This is a genomic window from Streptomyces ortus, from assembly GCF_026341275.1.
Classification (GTDB): Bacteria; Actinomycetota; Actinomycetes; order Streptomycetales; family Streptomycetaceae; genus Streptomyces; species Streptomyces ortus.
Genome location: NZ_JAIFZO010000005.1, coordinates 1 through 299, shown reverse-complemented (window position 1 = coordinate 299; position 299 = coordinate 1). Strand labels below are relative to the sequence as shown.

The window sequence follows — 299 nt, the reverse complement described above, 5'->3', positions numbered from 1 at the left end:
GCCGGCGCGTCCGGCGACCGCCGCACCTGCTCCGCAAGCAACTCAGGCAACGTCCCGGAAGGCACCCGCGGGGACACGTCCTGCCAGTCCCGCGTCAGACGCTCCCGCCGTTCCGAGTCCAGCAACCCTATTCGCCCCAAAGGCAGCTCCGGGTCAGCAGCGAACTGCTCCAACACCCGCACCAGCGCGGCCAACACCTCATCGGCCCGCGCCCGGTCGAACAGGTCCGGACGATGATCCAGCTGCAACTCCATCCGCTCACCCGGCGCGACGATCAACCCCAGCGGATAGTGACTGGC

At 69.2% G+C, this 299-nt stretch carries 1 protein-coding gene; it reads right to left on the bottom strand.

The features are described from left to right. Window positions 1-299 (bottom strand): hypothetical protein (locus K3769_RS40640; protein WP_267031771.1); only part of this gene is annotated, 299 nt, incomplete at both ends.